The organism is Mycobacterium sp. (genome assembly GCF_036490025.1).
Taxonomy (GTDB): Bacteria; Actinomycetota; Actinomycetes; order Mycobacteriales; family Mycobacteriaceae; genus Mycobacterium.
This window is the reverse complement of record NZ_DASXEP010000133.1, coordinates 17,604-33,311: the sequence shown is the minus strand read 5'-3', so window position 1 is coordinate 33,311 and position 15,708 is coordinate 17,604. Positions and strand designations below refer to the sequence as shown.

At 66.1% G+C, this 15,708-nt stretch carries 13 protein-coding genes; 3 read left to right on the top strand and 10 right to left on the bottom strand.

All coding sequences use genetic code 11. The features are described from left to right. Positions 1-124: 124 nt before the first annotated feature. From VGG53_RS15160 to VGG53_RS15120, 9 genes are all read right to left on the bottom strand, one after another. Complete coding sequence (locus VGG53_RS15160; protein WP_331518883.1) at positions 125-415, bottom strand: WXG100 family type VII secretion target; 291 nt, start codon at positions 413-415, stop codon at positions 125-127. Between the two features lie 30 nt (positions 416-445). Continuing rightward, positions 446-739, bottom strand: coding sequence for a type VII secretion system protein EsxG (gene esxG / locus VGG53_RS15155; protein ID WP_331517059.1), 294 nt, complete (start codon positions 737-739; stop codon positions 446-448). A gap of 47 nt (positions 740-786) precedes the next feature. Beyond that, positions 787-2,217, bottom strand: coding sequence for a PPE family protein (locus VGG53_RS15150; RefSeq protein ID WP_331518882.1), 1,431 nt, complete (start codon positions 2,215-2,217; stop codon positions 787-789). Between the two features lie 2 nt (positions 2,218-2,219). Continuing rightward, positions 2,220-2,525, bottom strand: a complete 306-nt coding sequence (locus VGG53_RS15145) for a PE family protein (protein ID WP_331518881.1) — start codon at positions 2,523-2,525, stop codon at positions 2,220-2,222. 24 nt (positions 2,526-2,549) lie between these two features. After that, positions 2,550-6,497, bottom strand: a complete 3,948-nt coding sequence (eccCa, locus tag VGG53_RS15140) for a type VII secretion protein EccCa (RefSeq protein WP_331518880.1) — start codon at positions 6,495-6,497, stop codon at positions 2,550-2,552. Continuing rightward, positions 6,494-8,080 (bottom strand): type VII secretion protein EccB, encoded by a 1,587-nt coding sequence (gene eccB / locus VGG53_RS15135; protein WP_331518879.1) that lies wholly within the window; start codon positions 8,078-8,080, stop codon positions 6,494-6,496. The genes eccCa and eccB overlap by 4 nt, the downstream gene beginning before the upstream one ends. After that, positions 8,077-9,918, bottom strand: coding sequence for a type VII secretion AAA-ATPase EccA (gene eccA, locus VGG53_RS15130; RefSeq protein ID WP_331518878.1), 1,842 nt, complete (start codon positions 9,916-9,918; stop codon positions 8,077-8,079). Before eccA ends, eccB begins: the two co-directional genes overlap by 4 nt. A 269-nt stretch (positions 9,919-10,187) precedes the next feature. After that, complete coding sequence (locus VGG53_RS15125; protein ID WP_331518877.1) at positions 10,188-11,093, bottom strand: class I SAM-dependent methyltransferase; 906 nt, start codon at positions 11,091-11,093, stop codon at positions 10,188-10,190. Between the two features lie 120 nt (positions 11,094-11,213). After that, a complete protein-coding gene (locus VGG53_RS15120; protein ID WP_331518876.1) occupies positions 11,214-12,107 on the bottom strand; it encodes an oxygenase MpaB family protein in 894 nt (297 codons plus the stop codon). Between the two features lie 80 nt (positions 12,108-12,187). Between VGG53_RS15120 and VGG53_RS15115 the strand changes: the two genes are divergently transcribed. Continuing rightward, complete coding sequence (locus VGG53_RS15115) at positions 12,188-12,820, top strand: TetR/AcrR family transcriptional regulator (RefSeq protein WP_414688976.1); 633 nt, start codon at positions 12,188-12,190, stop codon at positions 12,818-12,820. 4 nt (positions 12,821-12,824) lie between these two features. Here the strand turns inward: VGG53_RS15115 and VGG53_RS15110 are convergent, their stop codons facing one another. Further along, on the bottom strand, positions 12,825-13,400 hold the full coding sequence (locus VGG53_RS15110; protein WP_331518875.1) for a VOC family protein: 576 nt from the start codon (positions 13,398-13,400) through the stop codon (positions 12,825-12,827). Positions 13,401-13,598: 198 nt separating this feature from the next. Here VGG53_RS15110 and VGG53_RS15105 point away from each other — a divergent pair, with 198 nt between their 5' ends. Both VGG53_RS15105 and VGG53_RS15100 read left to right on the top strand, forming a co-directional pair. Further along, positions 13,599-14,732, top strand: coding sequence for an alpha/beta hydrolase (locus tag VGG53_RS15105; protein WP_331518874.1), 1,134 nt, complete (start codon positions 13,599-13,601; stop codon positions 14,730-14,732). Next, positions 14,708-15,691, top strand: coding sequence for a 2-hydroxyacid dehydrogenase (locus VGG53_RS15100; protein WP_331518873.1), 984 nt, complete (start codon positions 14,708-14,710; stop codon positions 15,689-15,691). Before VGG53_RS15105 ends, VGG53_RS15100 begins: the two co-directional genes overlap by 25 nt. Positions 15,692-15,708 lie beyond the last annotated feature (17 nt).

The window sequence follows — 15,708 nt, the reverse complement described above, 5'->3', positions numbered from 1 at the left end:
GTTTCGGCGATGAACCACGCCTGATCGACGGTGAGCTCGACGGCGTTCGGCTTGGTGGTCATCTACGTTGCGGACCCACCCGCCAGGGTGTGCGACCGCGCCACAAGCAATGCCGTCGGTGGGGCTAGCCGCCCCATTTGGCGCCTTCGGCTGAGTCGCGGGCCAGCATCGAGGTGGTGTTGTTCTCGTGGGTGCCCGCCATCGCGCGGTAGGACAACACCAACTGCTCCATCGCCTGGTTCCACTGCGCCTGCCACGCCTGATAACTCATCCCGGTGTCACCCTGCCAACCCGCCTGCAACGCGGCCTGCTCGCTGGAAATATCGGCGCCCAAGCTCTGCAGCGTTCCGGCATACCCGGCCATATCGGCGGCGTGCGCCATCATCGCCGGGTAGTTGTACATGATCTGCGACATCACAAACCCCTTTCCTCAGACTCGGTCGGCTCAGAAGCCCGGGTAGCTGCTCGCCGCAGCGCTGTCAGCGGCCACATAGGTACCCGCGGCATCGCCGAGGTTGGCCTGCGCGATATCCAGCAGCGAATTCACCTTGGCCGCCGCCGCCACAAACCGGGCATGCGCCGCCTGAAACGCCGCCGCAGAATCCCCGGCATGAAACGCCTGCGCCGACATCGCCTCCTGCTCGGCCTGACCAATCGTCGATCGCATCAACCCCGCCTTGGCACCAAACGCCGACTCCGACGCCACCAACTGCGGAATATGAGCATCTAACAAACTCATCCCTCAAATCCTTTCGTCAATCGATTACCGTTGCCACAACAGCACATTCAGCTGTGGTCCCCCTCCCCATCCGGCGTCTCCGGACCCCAGGTGCCCGGCACCATCGGCATAGTCGGTCCGTTTCCAAATCCATTGCTGCTCAACGTGGCCAATCCCGCCGCTGCAGCTACGGTGTCCTTGTCCACCGTTCCCGCGAACCCCAGCGCACCGCTACCACGATCCGAGGAGGCCGTTGACGGAAACGGCTCATTCTCGGTCTGCGCGCTCCAATCCGGATCGACCTCGACATTCATGTCGGCGAATTCGTCTGCGTGATCGTGCAATTCGGCACGTCGGCGGCGCCGCGTCCGAACCTTGTCTCGACTCACTGCAGCCACCGCGGCCGCTGCGGGAATGGAACTCGCCGGTGCCTTGGTCTCGTCGCGGTCAATCAGCGTCGGCCCGGAACCACCGTCCGGGTCGGCGCCCCCCACCAGGTAGCCGGCGCCGGCGGTAGCGGGCGTGGCTGCGGAGGCTGCACCGGTCGCGGCACCGGCCGTCGACGTCGAGCCGGCGGCCGCCGATCCGGTACCACCGATCGACGCCACGGCCGGGGCGGGCATTCCGCCCGCCCGTTCAGCGGAGATTCCGGGCGCCCCGACCACCGCGGGTGCGGCCGCCGGGCCGGCCGGCGATGCCGCGGCATTCAGAGCCACTCCGAGGATGATCGCGAGCCAGGCCGGGGAACTGAGCAGGACCGACCAGAAGGTGGTTCCGAACGGGATGAAGAACGCCTCGTAGCCGATGAAGAACAACAGCGGGAACCACGCACTCGGGTTGGCGAAGATGGAGCTGATCGCCTGGGCGGGATTCTGAAGCAGAAGCATCAGCTGGTTGAACAGGTCGGTGAAAAAGTTTCCCGACGACGGCGGGTCGACAGCGGTCGCCAGCGCGTTGTTCGTCTTGACTATCGGCGGCGCTGCCGTGGTGCGTGGTGCCGACGCCAGCGCCGACCCGGACACACCCTGATAGGTGGCCATCGTGGTAGCCGCCTGGATCCACATCCGGGCATAGTCGGCTTCGTTGAGCGCTATCGGAATCGTGTTGATACCAAAGAAGTTCGTCGCGATCAGCACTCCGTGGATGGCATGATTGGCAGCCAACTCCGGAATCGTCGGCATCGCGGCCAGCGCGGTGGTGTAGGCGGCCGCGGCGACCTCGTGCTGAGCTGCCACCCCGGCGCTGTTCGCGCCGGCCTCTACCAGCCACGCGAAGTACGGCACGTGTGCGCTCACGTATTCCTCTGCGCTCAGGCCTTCCCATGCGCCTGCTTGTACCGCGTCCAGCAGTGAGGTGAGTTCGCTTGCTGCCGAGGTGTATTCAGTGCTCAGCGACGTCCATGCCCCCGCGGCCGCCAACAGCGACCCGGGTCCAGGACCGCTGCTGAGGAGCACTGAATGCACCTCCGGCGGCGAAGCCATCCACACCGGCGCGGTCATCGTCAGTGGCCAGCCAAGTATGTCGCCGCGCCGGCCGTGTCACCGGCTGCGTAACTCACGCCGGACTCACCGACGCCGACACCGGCGCGGCCGAGCTCTTCCACACCCTCGGCCGCGACCGCCGAGTGCTCGCTGCCCTGGGCGCTGAAGCCGGCAGCGGTCTGTAGTGAAACCGGGTCAGCCGCAGCCGGAACCACGGCCGTGATCGCCGGGGCTGCACCCGCGTGCGCGGCCGCCAACCGGGCGGTGATCGCTTCGACGGCAGCGCTGGCGGAGGCCAACCCTTCCGGAACAACTCGCAGTGTCATGACACGTACTCCTTTCGATGAAACTCACCGGCCGTCAGCAGCCACACTCTCGTCGACGAGCGGATTGACCAACTGCACGTACGTCGGGGTGTCGCTGTCGGTCAGCAGAATTGCCCGGCCGGCGGGCAGCCGGTCGAATCGCTGACCGCGGATCTTGCCGCCGTCCGTCGGGTTGCCCGACAGCATCAGCGTGGTCGCCTGCAGGTCGTTGAACCGCCTCAGCAGCGGACTGGTCATCAGCGCGTGCGCGGCACCGGTTGCCCGCGCAGTGACGATGACCCGCAGTCCCAGATCGCCGGCCTGCGCCAGCAGTCCGATCAGCGGCGTCCAAGGACGCTGTCCCACATAGGGTCCCGTCAACGCCGGGGTGTCCGGTATCTGGTCCACATCGTCGATGATCAGATAGTGGGTGTGGCCCTCCAAAGACCATCCGGCCAAATCCGATGCCGTTAGACCTGCCGGTGGCCGCCGCTTTTCGATGAGCGCGGACAACCCGAGCATCGCGGGGGTCACCCGGTCGATGTTGGCGGTGTATTCGTTGTCGGGGAACAGCGGCTCGTCGACCAGATGCAGCCGGCGATCCACCACGGTGAAGGCGACCCGGTCCGGCGTCGAGTTGTCGCGAATGGTGCGGATGATGTGCCGCAACAACGTGGTCCTGCCGGTCCTGGTGTCACCCAACACCAACAGCAACGGGTTCTGCGCGAAGTCGAGTTGGACTGCGGCCAAGTCTTCTTCGCGCTGGCCGATCAAGATTCGGTCTGCGCCGCCGTACAGCGGTTCGAGCGTGGCGGGCTCCAGATTCGTGGGCAGCAGCCGCACCGGGGGTGCCGTGATCCCGTCGTGCCGGTCGTTGATGGCGCCGATCTGGTCCTGCTCGGGCGCCGCGAACAAGAAGTGCTCGGCGGCCATGGTCAGACCACGACCAGGCTGGTCGGCGGGCACACCTTCAGCCGGGCGGTGCAGTGCGCCGACCATCCGGACATTGCTGTCACGCGCATCGTGCAACTTGAGCTCGAGCCGCATTCCGAGACCGTCCCGCATCGCCAGCGGTACCTCGAGCCAGCTGGGCGTCGTCACGACGACGTGGATGCCATACGCCAATCCGACGTTCACAAGTTCGGTCACCTTGCCCAGCAACGGGTTCCGGGTATTGAACTGGTCGGTGTTGTCCCGGCTGAAGGCATAGAGGTTGTCGATGACCAGGAATACCTGGCCCAACCCGTCGTCCGGCCCGTGCTTGTCCCGGAACACTTCTCGCTGCTGACGTGATCGCAGCAGCTGCTCGAGTTCGCCGAAGGTGCGACGGATGCGTTCGGGTTCGAGCGACGACGCGACGCTGCCGACGTGCGCCAAGTCCTCCAGTTCACGCAGCTGCCCACCGCCGTAGTCCAGGCAGTAGAAGCTCACCTCGCGCGGCGAGTGCAGGCTCGCCGCTGACAAGATAAACGTCTGCAGGGCAGTCGATTTCCCGGACTTAGCGCCACCGTGGATCACCAGGTTCCCGGCCGACGACCTGGCGTCGAAGACCAACGAGTCGCGGCGCATCTGGAAGGGCCTGTCGATCTCACCGAGCGGCCAACGCCACTCGCCCCGCGGCACCGCCGCACGGGCCAGCGCTGCGCTCAACGGAATCACTTCGTCCAGCGGCGGCAGCCACAGCTCCGGTGCGCGGGGACCGAAGCGCGCGAGCTGGTCGCCGACGGTGGCGATCAACTTGCGTGACGGCGCGACTGGCTCGTCGTGACCGTTCTTGGCGATCACGGTGGTCTGGTCGGGTTCCACCCGGCCGGCCGTGAACAGCTTCGGCTCGGGAACCGAGTGCACTACCAGAGTTTTCGGCGCCTGAGGCGGGTCGTAGACGCCGTCGACGTAGGTGCTGCGGAATCTGATCGGAGCGGCACCGGGTGCCGGCACCAGGAAGCCAACGCCTTTGTGTTCCTTGCCTGCTTCGATGTGGTACGCGTCCTCCACGCCGATGATCGACCTCGACACGGCAGGGCTGGCAACCTTCAGGCCGATCCGGTAGGACGTGTTCTTGTCGATGTCCTTGATCCTGCCCACGTCCAACGTTTGCGACGCGAACAGGATATGGATCCGGAATGAACGGCCTTTGCGAGCAACGTAATCGAACAGCTCTGCGTATTCGGGGTGATCGGCCAGCATCAACGTGAACTCGTCGGCGACGACGAACAGCGTCGGGATCGGCGGCAGGTCATGCCCGGCGGCGATCGCGTTCTCGTATTCGGTCACCGAGTTGAACGCGCTGCCCTGCACCTTGCGGCCGGCCTCACGCAGCAGCACTTCCCGGCGGGCGACTTCGCCGCGCAGCGTGTCGGCGAACCGGTCGGCCAACGACTTCTTCTCGGCCATGTTGGAGATCACCGCGACGACCTGGGGAAAGTTGCGGAAAATGTCCGCGCCGGCCTCGCCCTTGAAGTCCGCGTAAATCACGATCAACCGATCGGCGGAGTGAGTCGTCAACAGCGCCAACAGAATCGACATCAGGGTCTGCGACTTGCCGGCGCCGGTCATACCGATCATCAAGCCGTGCGGCCCCATCCCGCCTTCGGCTTCGTCTTTGAGGTCGAACATCAGCGGTTCACCGGTGGCCGTGACACCGATCGGAACCCGCAACTCGTCGTCGCGGTGCCGTGGCGCCCACAGCGTCGGGACGTCAAGCCGGGAGGCGTCCGGGATCCCCAGCAGCGTCGTGAAAGTGGCGCCACGGGTGGCCGTGGACTGCAGGCCACTGTGCGTCGGGTTGGAGTCCCACCGGGACAGCCGGCGCGCCAGATGCACGGTGTCGTCGACGCCGAGTTGGTCGGCGTGGTCGATGTAGCGCTGCCAACCGCCGGTCTGCCAGCGGTCGATCGCACCCCCGACGAGCCGCAGGACCGGCCGTTCGGGATTGGAATACTGTTCCCGATGCGGCGCGGTGGCCGACCGGTGCACGACGGTCACCCCGGCCCGCCCGGCCGCCAGCGGCGACGCGTTCAGGTCGAAGTCCGGGTCATCGACGATGATCAGCAGGTGCCGCAACGCATCGGCGGATCCACCGGCGAACGCCGGACGGTCGGACAGTGCAGTGCCAAGCAGCGTGACGAGCTCGTCGGGCCCGGTGGACAGGTACCGGGCCGGGCCCACACCGTCGGCTTCGGCCGGGATGTCCACGTGCGGCAACCACTTCAGCCACGACCATTCCGGTGACTCGAGATCAGAAGTGGCGACCGCGACGCCCAGGACGGTCGGGTCGTGCCAGGTGACCGCCTGCGCCACCCAGGACCGCAGTGCCGCGCGCACCTCGTCGGCATCGCCGAGGACGGTGATCCGCGAAAGCTTGGCCAGGTCGAGACCGGTCGGCACGTCGCGAACGGTCCGCTGAGTATCCAGCAGGCTGCGTAACGCGCTGTGCGACACCGGTTCCAGGTCGACTTCATCAGCGGTGTCGTTGACGCGCAGCGCGGTGTCCAATGCTGCCGAGTGCACGCCGGCACGCACCACCAGGAAGTCGCCGTCTTGCGGATCGCGTTCCCACTGCCGCCGTGACCCGGGTATGGCGGCCAGGTCCGACGGTTCCGGGTGTGACCATTCGGCGGCGGCGCGTTGCGCGGCGGCCTGGGCCCGGACGTTGTCCCGGATCACCGACAGGTAGCGCAGGTAGTCGGCACGCTCGGCGTCGACTTCCTCGGTGCGCGACTTGTTGTCGCCGCCACGGAAAAACGCGGTGGCGGCCAGCAGCAACACGAACGGGAAGAACAGCGTCTGCGGAGAGATGAGCCGCATCCCGGTGGCGACCATCGCGACGATCATCCCGACGATCAACAGCACGATCACCACCGGCAGCGCCCGGCGCAGCAACGAGGGCGGAATCACCCGGGGTAGTTCCGGCGGCGCCTCGATGCTGATGCTGCCCTTGCGGGTTACCGGCGATGGCAGCCGTCGGCGGGCCTCGAAAATCAAGCGGCTCATCGGTTTTGTCCTTCGGCTGAGGTGCGACCGGGTCGCGAATCTGGGGCCAGGCCGTCGTGCGCGAGCAGTGCGTCAGCCCGCGACAGCGTCGGTCCAGGCGCATACAGCGACAGGATGGACCATGGAATCGGAGTTGGTGGCTGGCTCAAGCCAAGGGCCTCGGCGGTTTTCGCGTTTCCGGTGATGCCACCCTGGGCGGCTTCGTTGTCGATGCCGTATCGCACACCGGTGTCGGAGATCCAGAACAGCGAGCCGGCGGCCGGTGATGCCGGGTTGTGCCCGACGGTCTGGGCGAAATACCCGGTGCCGGGGGCGATCGCGACCCGGCTGGCGGTGCCGCCGGCGCCGGCGCCGACCAGGTCCTCGGTGTGCACCGCGTCCGGAATCGGCAGCGCCGAACCGGCAAGCAAGGCCAGCGAATTCGTGCTGGCACCGGCCGGCTTACTCCAGTGCGCGCAGGCGACCGGATCATGCGTCGCGTCGAGCAGGCTGATCCGCTGCTCGGGGTAGCGGCTGGTGTCCAGCTGCCGCGACACTGGCAGTTTGGCGATTTTGTCGGCGCCGAGCCGCGGCGGCTGGTCCAGGCCATAGGAGTTGGCGTTGCGCAGAATCGCGGCCAGGACCGGCGAGATCTGTTGCAGGCCATCGGGCAGCACCGCGTAGTAGGTCAAGCCGTTAGCCGAATTACTGTCCAGGCCATGGGATTCGACCACCGCGCCGATAGGGGCGGGCACCTGGAACCGCGCGGGGCTGCCGGCATCGGGGATGACCGGAGCCGAAAGCGGCGGAGACTCGGGAATCGCATTGAACAAGCCGCCGGCGATCGGCCGCGGCGTGGGGATGTCAGTACCCAGGCCCAGCGCGCTGGTCACCGCATGGTCGGCGAGGTCGATCCGGCTGCGCCGGCCGTCCCACAACAGCCAGGCGCCGGTGGGATTGCTGACCAGCACCGCCTTCCCGGCTGCCACCGCCGCGGCCCGGGCGCCGGTGCTGTCGGGAGCTCCGGCAATCACCGTGACACCGGCGGCTGAACCGGCTGACCCTCCCGTGGCGTCACATACCGTCCAGTCGGCGTCCTTGCGGGTGCTCTGCACCATCCGCTCAGGGGCACCCGGGATGCCGATCAGGTTGCCGAGCGGAAACTTGTCCAGCTCAGTGCTTTTCACCAGTGTGGGATTGGCCGGCTTGCCGGCGATCAGCCGGGCGGAGGCCAGGTTCAGCACCGGATGCAGTTGATCGCCCACCCGCACGTACAGCGCAGCGGTCGACCGGTCGGCCAGGATGGGGTTGTTGGCCGCCGACCCGTTCGGCCGGATCAGCGAGAACACGAAGCAGCCGACCAGCGCGGTGACCAGTACGACGACACCCATCAGCACCGCGCGCGTCTGGGTGCGCAATGGGTCGACGAGCATCCGGGTGTCGTGCAAGGCAACACCGGAAGCAATGCGGCGCATGACAAATCGCCAGCCGGTCACTTGGTGGCGGGTGACGAAGCCGCGACGGTAGACGACCTTCTCGGGGTTGTCGTTGACCGGTGTGCGCGAGGCGAACCCGCGCCGGTCGTCGGGCTCCGGGGTGGTCATGCCGGCGTCTCCAGCCGCAGGCCTTCCAGCAGCGGCGGCACGGTGTTGGCCACGTCGGCGGCGGTGATCGTCATGAGCTCCTCGTCGGTGAATTCGCCGGTCTTTGCGTGTTCGGAGTGGTCCAACCGGAATTCCCGTTCCTCTTCTGACTTTTCGACGACGTTACGAACGAATCGGCCGTTACCGGCGATGTCGAGGCCGCGCCGTTCGACACCCACCGAATCTTCCTTCGTCGTACTGGCCAGGTGGGCGAACAGGGACTCCAGGTCATCGAGCGCCGGCTGTTCGAAGGCACTGTCGCGTCGGGTGGCCATGAAGTTGGCGATCTCGATCAGTTCGGCCGGCTGGTACGACGGGAAGTCGATGGTGCGGGTGAACCGCGATCGCAGACCCTGGTTGGTGTCCAGGAACCGATCCAGGTCGGCGCGGTAGCCGGCGATGATGACCACCAGTCGGTCACGGTCGTTTTCCATCCGGGCCAACAAGGTGTCGATGGCCACCAGGCCGAAGTCGTTCTTGGCGCCAGTGGCAACCAGGGCATAGGCCTCGTCCAGGAACAGCACGCCGTCCAGCGCGCTGTCGATGATCGCGTTGGTCTTGGCTTCGGTCTCCCCGATGTGCTGACCGATCAGATCGGCGCGATGTACCTCTTTGATGTTCTCTTTCTTCAAAAGGCCAAGGCCGCAATAGATTTTCGCGACGACACGGGCGATCGTGGTCTTACCGGTTCCGGGCGGGCCGGTGAACACCAGGTGGTGGGTGCGCTGGGCGACTTCCAGCCCGCGCTGCTTACGCACCAGTTCCATCGCGACCGCGCTCTTCAAGCGCGCAACCTGGTCTTTGACCTTCTCCAGGCCGATGAACTCGTCGAGCTCACGCTCGGCCTCGGACAGCAGCACTGCCTTGCGCTCTTGGGCTCCGGGGTCGACGAAATCCCCGGGCTTGGGTTCGGTGGCCGGGTCCCAGGGGTCGATGCGCGCGTCGATGCGGTCGGCGGTGGTGGGCACGATCCCGAAGCTGGAATCGGTCAGCGCCTCTTCGACTTGAGCATTTTCCGGGTTGGCGGCGTACAGGTCCTGCAGCACCTCGCGCGCGGTGTCCTCGTCGCCGTCGGCGCGCAGTGACAGCGCCCGGGCCAACGCCCCGTCGACCGCGGCAACGGCGACCGGTCCCTCCGGCTCCTCGAGGTAAGACAGCGCAGCAGCAAACATCCCCAGCCGGGCCAGCGAGATCCCGAGCGCGACTTTGACGGCGTGTGCGAAGTGCTCGTCGAGCCCGGGGTCGTTGACGATGGGCGACAGCAATTTGACCACGTCAGCCCAGCGCTCGGCGCGATAGTGAACTGTCGACGTGACCCAGCGGGCCTCCCGCGAGCTCGGTTGACGCCGGCTGACGTCGCTGACCAGTTGGTGTGCTGCGGCAAATCGACCATCGCCGGCCAGCGCCGCCGCGTAGGCAAGGTGGAAATCATCGGGCTCGGTCGCCCGGAACTTCAGGTACAGACCGGTGTCATAGTGGAAACCCAGCGCGCCCGCCGCCAGTTCCACTTGGCGCTGCAGCACTCCCGCCGTCGCCGCGTTGTGTGAAATCGCTTCCAGCACAGGGAGAGACAGATCGCCGGCGGCCGCCAGTCCGACCCATGCATCGGCCTGTTCGTGGGCGATGCGGACCAGGCCGGTGAATCCGGATCGGGCGGCCTGCAGGTCTGCCGGACGCGTGCGGTCATAGATCGTCAGCCCGAGAGCCCGACAGCAGGTCGCGAATCGACTGGTTACGTCGTCGTCCACCCGGACCGTCCCCGGTCGGGTGGCGACGATGCCGGTGTCAACGATTTCCACGCCTCAGTCTCCCCTTCAGACGTAGTGTTGCCTAAGCTAACTTCGGGCGAAGTTAGCATCAACTAAGTTAAGTGTCGAGATGCACGTATCCGCTCGATACCCGATCCCGGTCGCACGGCCGCCAAAGCGTAAGCGCTGCAGGTCAGTCCGCGTGTCGCCGCCCCGTGACGCATTTTGGCCGAGGCGAGACAAATTAGGTAACCAAAGCATCTGCGTGCGGCTTAATGAAAATGAGTGTCATTACCGGAGGACTGTACGCCATCGAGTCCTCACTTTTTGACGGCCCTGACCAAAGTGTTATTGGCGATCATCGGCTCGGCCTCGGTACCCGGTCCGGGCACCGGGCGGCCCACCTCGCGGAGATAGTCCGCCAGCGGCGTTGCTGCCGCCGTCCAGCCGTGTTCGCCGAACCACTGCTGGGCCGGCTCGTGCTGCTCGTTGTAGATCAGTTGGAAGAACAACCGCTCGTCGCCCTCGGCCCGAGCTGCGCGCTCTTTTGCGACGGCCGCCCGGTACGCCTCGTCAGGCAGTGCCGCGCTCTCCTCCACTGCGACATGACTTCCCGGGCTGGCCAGTGCGTCGACCCCGGTGAACAGCTGCTCCCGCGCGGCGACGGGCAGATAGATCAGTAGACCCTCGGCTATCCACGCCGACGGCTTCGCCGGATCGAAACCACTGTCCCGCAAGGCCTGCGGCCAATCCTCGCGGAGGTCAATGGCGACCTCACGGCGTTCAGCGTTGGATTCGGCTCCCCGCCCTCTCAGCACCTCGCGCTTGAAATCGAGCACCTGCGGCTGGTCCAGTTCGAAGACCGTCGTCCCATCGGGCCAGGACAACCGGTAGGCGCGGGAGTCCAAACCCGCGGCCAAGATCACCACCTGCCGGACCCCGGCGTCAGCGGCCTGCCGGAAATAGTCGTCGAAATATCTGGTACGTGCGCCCTGGAAGTTGACGAAATGCTGCCCCCAGTCCGGGGATTTGAGTTGATGGTCGGGGTTCTTGCCGTCCAACACATCGGCGGCGTGGCCGCCAACCGCACGACAGAACACCTCGGCGTATGAATCGACTGCCAACGGCTCGGGCTTCTGCGCTTCCAATGCTCGAGCGGTGGCGACAAGTAACGCAGTCGCGCCGACAGTTGTCGTGATGTCCCAGTTATCGTCGTCAGTTCGCACGTCAACCGACCCTACGCCCGCCGACAGCGCGCCAACGTCGTCCGATCCAGCCACGACGGCATTCAATACGACGTTGTGTCGTAGACGCAAGACCCCGTCCCGGTAGGGGGTATTCGTTCGTTACAACAGCGGGCGGCCGGCCTTGATCCGCCGATCCAGATCCCACAGCAGCACGTTGAACGGGAAGCGCCGGACAAACCGCGGCATCGCGTTGTTCACCGTCCGGAACACGGCGATCAGCCGGTCGAACCGTCGCTGTGTGGCGGCATCCCACGGGAATCGCATCTCGTCGCGGAAGCGTTGCGGCAGAAAGCCGGCGGTGAGCAGCAGACTGAGCTTCTCCGGCTGCCGACGTACAAACTCGGGTAGGCGCAGAGCCCGTATTCGGCCCACCGCGATCGGGTACAGGAAGCCACGGACGGTGTCGTCGATGCGGACCTTGTCGAGCTGTTCCTGCCAATAGCGGTCGAACGCGGCCCGGTCGGCCGGCCACATCTCCGGCGGCACCTGCAGCGTGGAGCCGAGGACCACCGCTTCGCGGTAGTGGCGGTCGGCATCCTGGTCGTCCATCTCGCCGATGAACATCCGATAGAAGTCCACCCCGCCCTTGTAAAGGCAAGCGGCCACCCACAATTGGAGATCCGGGTCGAACGCGTTGTATTGAACCGGGCTGTCCGAAGTGGAGTACACCAGGGCGTGGGCACCATTCACCGCCCGCCGAAACGCCGCTTTCTGGGTGTCCGTACCGGCCATGGCGACCGCGAGATAGGTGAACGTCGTGCGGGCCCGCTTGATCGGGTGCAAGTCGACACGGCCGCTTTCCACCCGGCTCTCCAGCACGCCGTATCCCACGCCCGGCCGGGCCAGCTGCATGATCACGTTGGCCGGACCGAGCAACAGCGCCATTCCCATCAGCGTGTCGTCGAGCTGCGGCGTCCGCCGCGGCCGACGCCCGGCGACCGGCGGCTCGCTCACCGCACGTTCGACATGCCTGATTGGTTCGCTGACCGTCATCGCACACCTGCCCGCTAATTGTGAGAACGCTTGTTTCCTGATATTGCATGCCGACGGTAACCGGTGTCAAGATGGGATGCATGGCGACTGCCCCGACGACCAGCGCGCGGCCCTACCGCGGCGTGGATGCTGCCGACCGGCTGGCATCCCGACGGGGCAGATTATTGGAGGCCGGCCTCGATCTGCTGGGTGGCGACTCCGCCGCGGAACTGACGGTGCGCGGTGTCTGCCGGCAAGCAGGTGTGGCCGCCCGCTATTTCTACGAAAGCTTCACCGACAAGGACGAATTCGTTGCAGCAGTCTTCGACTGGGTGATCGCCGAGCTGGCCACCACCACACAGGCAGCGGTCGCGGCCGCACCGGCGGAGGAGCAGACCCGCGCCGGCATGGCCAACATCGTCCGCACCATCGGTGGGGATCAGCGGGTTGGGCGCCTGTTGTTCAGCGCGCAATTGGCCAACTCGGTGCTGGTCCGCAAGCGCGTCGAATCCAGCGCGCTGTTCGCGATGCTGTCCGGACGCCACGTCGAAAATGCGCTGCGGGTACCGGAGAACGACCGGATCAAAGCGGCCTCGCACTTCGTGGTCGGCGGGGTGGCGCAGACGATCGGCGCCTGGCTGGCCGGCGATGTGCGGCTCGACCCCGACCAGTTGGTCGACCAGCTGGCCTCGCTTCTCGACGAGCTGGCTGACCCGAGCCTGTACCGCGACTGATGGTCTAGTGGGCGGCCGGGAGACGGCGATCGGCCGACGTCTTTGGTGTGGCCCGTGCGTCGTTGGCCGTGAATTCCTTGATCCAACAAGCGAACTCGAGGGTGATTCCGTCGGGATCCTGAAAATAGAACGACCGCACATAGACGCCCGGATGCAGAGTCGCCGTGACCTGCTGCTCGCTTTCGTCATGGTTGAGTACCGGCCCCACCCGCACCCCCTTGTCCTTGAGTCGCCGGCGGTAGGCGTCGAACTTCTCGGCGGGCACATGGAACGCCAGATGGTTCATGGTGCTCACAGCGCTGGTGATTTCGCCAATCCCCGGAATGGCGGCCGGCGAAGAGAGGCCCGGTACCCGGTCGGGGGCGTCAGCGAACCAGAAGAACGCGACGCAGTCGCCGTTGCCGGCATCGAAGAAGAAGTGTTGCCCGACACCGCCGGGCAGGTCCAGCGATTTGATCAACGGCATGCCCAGGACGTTGCTGTAGAAGTCCACGGTGCGAGCCATGTCCGAGCACACCAGCGCGACATGGTTGATGCCGCCGAGTTCGAATTCGGTATTGCGGTTATGCGGCTTGATCATCCCCGGCCTCCCGTCCGCATTGCGCTTGGCTGGTTCCGTGGCGGAGATCCGAATCTGAACCTAACATCAGATTCACGTCTATTCCAGAGAAGCCGCCGTTCCCGGGATCGTGGCGATCCCATGGCCACGACGAAGGTTGCATCGGCACGTTGACGAAGATCTTCGACCGAGCCATCTACTGCAAGGGGGGCCGCTGACGTGGGTCGCACCGCTGGCACGCCCGGGGTCATCCGAGAATTCATCGGCCTGCCGTCACCGACCGGCAGGCGCGCCGGCGCGGGCGGCCACCCGTGCCAGGGGCTGTATCACCGCGGCGTCGGGCGCAAACCAAAGGTCGCCATGATCGCCAGCCACTACCAGATCGACTTCTCCGAGCACTACCTCGCCGATTACCTGGCGACTCGTGGTATCGGGTTCCTGGGCTGGAACACCCGGTTCCGCGGTTTCGAGAGCAGCTTCCTACTCGATCATGCACTCGTCGACATCGGCGTCGGCGTTCGCTGGCTACGTGAGACGCAAGCAGTGGAAACGATTGTGCTGCTGGGTAATTCCGGAGGCGGATCAGTGATGGCCGCCTACCAGGCGCAGGCGGTCGACCCGCACGTGACGCCGATGGCAGGTATGCGGCCAGCGGCCGGCCTGACCGATCTGCCCGCGGCCGACGGCTACGTGGCCAGCGCGGCGCACCCCGGCCGCCCGGACGTGCTGACCGCCTGGATGGACGGCGCCGTCGTCGACGAGAACGATCCCATCGCGACCGATCCCCAGTTGGATCTGTTCGACGAACTCAACGGCCCGCCGTATCCACCGGAATTCTTGGCACGTTATCGCTCGGCGCAGGTCGCGCGCAACAACGCGATCACCGATTGGGCCGAGACAGAGTTGAAACGTGTGCGGGCCGTTGGATTTTCGGATCGACCATTTACCGTGATGCGGACGTGGGCCGATCCGCGGATGGTCGATCCGACGATTGAGCCCACGCACCGCCAACCGAATACGTGTTATGCCGGCCTGCCGGTCAAGGCCAACCGGTCCGCGCACGGCATCGCCGCGGCCTGCACGTTGCGTAGCTGGCTGGCGATGTGGAGTCTGCGCACGGCGCAGACCAGAGCCGAGCCGCACCTGGCGCGAATCACCTGCCCCGCCTTGGTGATCAACGCCGAAGCCGACACCGGCGTGTTCCCTTCGGACGCCCAGCGCATCTACGACGCGCTGGCCAGTGGCGACAAGTCCCGGCACTCGATCAACACCGACCATTACTTCACCACCCCGGGCGCGCGCAGCGAGCAGGCCGACACCATCGCCAAATGGGTTGCCAAGCGGTGGCGCTGAGGGTCCTCGCCCACTTCGTTCCCGGCCCCAAGGTGCTGGATTTCGTTGCACCGGAGTCTGATTGGCTTGACATCCGCTGGTGCGCCGACGACGACTCCGCTGAGTCACAGGAAGCGTTCCACCGGGAACTACCCGAGGCCGAGGTGATGTGGCATGTGCTCCGGCCGCTGTCCGGGGCCGACATTTCCGGTGCAACACGACTGCGGCTGGTGCACAAGTTCGGCGCAGGAGTCAACACGATCGACGTCGATGCGGCCACCAAGCGCGGTATCGCCGTGGCCAACATGCCCGGTGCCAACGCGCCGTCGGTGGCCGAGGGAACAGTGCTGCTGATGTTGGCGGCCCTGCGCCGCCTGCCGGTGCTGGATCGGATCACCCGCGAGGGCGGCGGCTGGCCGTCCGACCCGCGGCTGGGTGAGACCGTCCGAGATATCGGCGCCTGCACCGTCGGGCTGGTCGGCTACGGCAACATCGCCAAGCAGGTCGCAGGCATCGTCGCCGCGATGGGCGCGACGGTGCTGCACACCAGCACCGGCCACGACGGACTGCCCGGCTGGCGCACGCTGCCGGAGCTGCTGGCCGCCAGCGACATCGTGTCGCTGCACCTGCCGTTGACCGCGGCCACCAACGGGCTGCTCGGCGAGGCCACGCTGGCCCGGATGAAACCCGGTGCGGTACTGGTCAATACCTCTCGCGGTCCGATTGTCGACGAAGATGCCCTCGTCGGCGCGCTTCGCGACGGCCGGTTGGCCGCGGCGGGCCTGGACGTCTTCAGCACCGAGCCGGTGCCCCCGGACAATCCGCTGCTCGGGCTGGACAATGTCGTGCTCACACCGCACGTGAGCTGGTACACCGTCGACACCATGCGTCGCTACCTGATCGAAGCCGTCGCCAACTGTCGCCGGTTGCGAGACGGGCAGCAGCTGGCCCATGTAGTCAACCAACCGACCGGTTATTAGATTGAATGGGTCGAGTT

Excerpts from the sequence above, each read along its gene's own strand:
- VGG53_RS15160 (WP_331518883.1), bottom strand. The coding sequence starts at position 415 with ATGTCGCAGATCATGTACAACTACCCGGCGATGATGGCGCACGCCGCC.
- esxG (WP_331517059.1), bottom strand. The coding sequence starts at position 739 with ATGAGTTTGTTAGATGCTCATATTCCGCAGTTGGTGGCGTCGGAGTCG.
- VGG53_RS15150 (WP_331518882.1), bottom strand. The coding sequence starts at position 2,217 with ATGACCGCGCCGGTGTGGATGGCTTCGCCGCCGGAGGTGCATTCAGTG.
- VGG53_RS15145 (WP_331518881.1), bottom strand. The coding sequence starts at position 2,525 with ATGACACTGCGAGTTGTTCCGGAAGGGTTGGCCTCCGCCAGCGCTGCC.
- eccCa (WP_331518880.1), bottom strand. The coding sequence starts at position 6,497 with ATGAGCCGCTTGATTTTCGAGGCCCGCCGACGGCTGCCATCGCCGGTA.
- eccB (WP_331518879.1), bottom strand. The coding sequence starts at position 8,080 with ATGACCACCCCGGAGCCCGACGACCGGCGCGGGTTCGCCTCGCGCACA.
- VGG53_RS15120 (WP_331518876.1), bottom strand. The coding sequence starts at position 12,107 with ATGACGGTCAGCGAACCAATCAGGCATGTCGAACGTGCGGTGAGCGAG.
- VGG53_RS15115 (WP_414688976.1), top strand. The coding sequence starts at position 12,188 with ATGGCGACTGCCCCGACGACCAGCGCGCGGCCCTACCGCGGCGTGGAT.
- VGG53_RS15110 (WP_331518875.1), bottom strand. The coding sequence starts at position 13,400 with ATGATCAAGCCGCATAACCGCAATACCGAATTCGAACTCGGCGGCATC.
- VGG53_RS15100 (WP_331518873.1), top strand. The coding sequence starts at position 14,708 with ATGGGTTGCCAAGCGGTGGCGCTGAGGGTCCTCGCCCACTTCGTTCCC.